The organism is Streptomyces sp. NPDC058284, from assembly GCF_042881135.1.
Lineage (GTDB): Bacteria > Actinomycetota > Actinomycetes > Streptomycetales > Streptomycetaceae > Streptomyces.
The window spans coordinates 1-3,216 of the sequence record NZ_JBHVYE010000067.1 but is presented as its reverse complement, the minus strand read 5'-3'; the positions used below and the strand labels follow the sequence as shown (position 1 = coordinate 3,216).

Sequence of the window (3,216 nt, the reverse complement as noted above, 5' to 3'; positions counted from 1 at the left end):
AGGGTGATGGGTGGTTGGTCGTTGTTTGAGAACTGCACAGTGGACGCGAGCATCTGTGGCCAAGTTTTTAAGGGCGCACGGTGGATGCCTTGGCACCAGGAACCGATGAAGGACGTGGGAGGCCACGATAGTCCCCGGGGAGTCGTCAACCAGGCTTTGATCCGGGGGTTTCCGAATGGGGAAACCCGGCAGTCGTCATGGGCTGTCACCCGCTGCTGAACACATAGGCAGTGTGGAGGGAACGCGGGGAAGTGAAACATCTCAGTACCCGCAGGAAGAGAAAACAACCGTGATTCCGGGAGTAGTGGCGAGCGAAACCGGATGAGGCCAAACCGTATGCGTGTGAGACCCGGCAGGGGTTGCGCATACGGGGTTGTGGGATCTCTCTTTCACAGTCTGCCGGCTGTGAGACGAGTCAGAAACCGTTGATGTAGGCGAAGGACATGCGAAAGGTCCGGCGTAGAGGGTAAGACCCCCGTAGTCGAAACATCAGCGGCTCGTTTGAGAGACACCCAAGTAGCACGGGGCCCGAGAAATCCCGTGTGAATCTGGCGGGACCACCCGTTAAGCCTAAATATTCCCTGGTGACCGATAGCGGATAGTACCGTGAGGGAATGGTGAAAAGTACCGCGGGAGCGGAGTGAAATAGTACCTGAAACCGTGTGCCTACAAGCCGTGGGAGCGTCGGACATCAAGCTTGCTTGGTGTCTCGTGACTGCGTGCCTTTTGAAGAATGAGCCTGCGAGTTTGCGGTGTGTTGCGAGGTTAACCCGTGTGGGGAAGCCGTAGCGAAAGCGAGTCCGAATAGGGCGGTTTAGTAGCGCGCTCAAGACCCGAAGCGGAGTGATCTAGCCATGGGCAGGTTGAAGCGGCTGTAAGAGGTCGTGGAGGACCGAACCCACCAGGGTTGAAAACCTGGGGGATGACCTGTGGTTAGGGGTGAAAGGCCAATCAAACTCCGTGATAGCTGGTTCTCCCCGAAATGCATTTAGGTGCAGCGTCGTGTGTTTCTTGCCGGAGGTAGAGCACTGGATAGGCGATGGGCCCTACCGGGTTACTGACCTTAGCCAAACTCCGAATGCCGGTAAGTGAGAGCGCGGCAGTGAGACTGTGGGGGATAAGCTCCATGGTCGAGAGGGAAACAGCCCAGAGCATCGACTAAGGCCCCTAAGCGTACGCTAAGTGGGAAAGGATGTGGAGTCGCACAGACAACCAGGAGGTTGGCTTAGAAGCAGCCACCCTTGAAAGAGTGCGTAATAGCTCACTGGTCTAGTGATTCCGCGCCGACAATGTAGCGGGGCTCAAGCGTACCGCCGAAGTCGTGTCATTGCAGCAATAAGCCCCAACGGGTGCTGTGATGGGTAGGGGAGCGTCGTGTGCCGGGTGAAGCTGCAGCGGAAGCTAGTGGTGGACGGTTCACGAGTGAGAATGCAGGCATGAGTAGCGATACATACGTGAGAAACGTGTGCGCCGATTGACTAAGGGTTCCTGGGTCAAGCTGATCTGCCCAGGGTAAGTCGGGACCTAAGGCGAGGCCGACAGGCGTAGTCGATGGATAACCGGTTGATATTCCGGTACCCGCTGTGAAGCGTCAAACATCGAATCAGGCGATGCTAAGTCCGTGAAGCCGTCCCGATCTCTTCGGAGTTGAGGGAAGTGGTGGAGCCGACGGACCAGACTTGTAGTAGGTGAGTGATGGGGTGACGCAGGAAGGTAGTCCAGCCCGGGCGGTGGTTGTCCCGGGGTAAGGGTGTAGGCCGTGTGATAGGTAAATCCGTTGCACATTAAGGCTGAGACCTGATGCCGAGCCGATTGTGGTGAAGTGGATGATCCTATGCTGTCGAGAAAAGCCTCTAGCGAGTTTCATGGCGGCCCGTACCCTAAACCGACTCAGGTGGTCAGGTAGAGAATACCGAGGCGTTCGGGTGAACTATGGTTAAGGAACTCGGCAAAATGCCCCCGTAACTTCGGGAGAAGGGGGGCCATCACCGGTGATGAGTCTTGCACTCTGAGCTGGGGGTGGCCGCAGAGACCAGCGAGAAGCGACTGTTTACTAAAAACACAGGTCCGTGCGAAGCCGTAAGGCGATGTATACGGACTGACGCCTGCCCGGTGCTGGAACGTTAAGGGGACCGGTTAGTGCACTTTCGGGTGTGCGAAGCTGAGAACTTAAGCGCCAGTAAACGGCGGTGGTAACTATAACCATCCTAAGGTAGCGAAATTCCTTGTCGGGTAAGTTCCGACCTGCACGAATGGCGTAACGACTTCTCGACTGTCTCAACCATAGGCCCGGTGAAATTGCACTACGAGTAAAGATGCTCGTTTCGCGCAGAAGGACGGAAAGACCCCGGGACCTTTACTACAGTTTGATATTGGTGTTCGGTTCGGCTTGTGTAGGATAGGTGGGAGACTGTGAACCCGGTACGCCAGTATCGGGGGAGTCATCGTTGAAATACCACTCTGGTCGTGCTGGATGTCTAACCTCGGTCCGTGATCCGGATCAGGGACAGTGTCTGATGGGTAGTTTAACTGGGGCGGTTGCCTCCCAAAGAGTAACGGAGGCGCCCAAAGGTTCCCTCAGCCTGGTTGGTAATCAGGTGTTGAGTGTAAGTGCACAAGGGAGCTTGACTGTGAGACCGACGGGTCGAGCAGGGACGAAAGTCGGGACTAGTGATCCGGCGGTGGCTTGTGGAAGCGCCGTCGCTCAACGGATAAAAGGTACCCCGGGGATAACAGGCTGATCTTCCCCAAGAGTCCATATCGACGGGATGGTTTGGCACCTCGATGTCGGCTCGTCGCATCCTGGGGCTGGAGTCGGTCCCAAGGGTTGGGCTGTTCGCCCATTAAAGCGGTACGCGAGCTGGGTTTAGAACGTCGTGAGACAGTTCGGTCCCTATCCTCTGTGCGCGTAGGAATATTGAGAAGGGCTGTCCCTAGTACGAGAGGACCGGGACGGACGAACCTCTGGTGTGCCAGTTGTCCTGCCAAGGGCATGGCTGGTTGGCTACGTTCGGAAAGGATAACCGCTGAAAGCATCTAAGCGGGAAGCCTGCTTCGAGATGAGTATTCCCACCCCCTTTGAGGGGTTAAGGCTCCCAGTAGACGACTGGGTTGATAGGCCAGATCTGGAAGCCCGGTAACGGGTGGAGGTGACTGGTACTAATAGGCCGAGGGCTTGTCCTCAGTTGCTCGCGTCCACTGTGTTGGTTCTGAAAC

The 3,216-nt window shown here is 56.5% G+C and carries 1 rRNA gene; it reads left to right on the top strand.

Annotated features, from left to right (window positions below):
* Window positions 1-57 precede the first annotated feature (57 nt).
* Window positions 58-3,183: ribosomal RNA gene (locus ACFVYR_RS38110) — 23S ribosomal RNA — on the top strand.
* The last annotated feature ends 33 nt before the right edge of the window (window positions 3,184-3,216 follow it).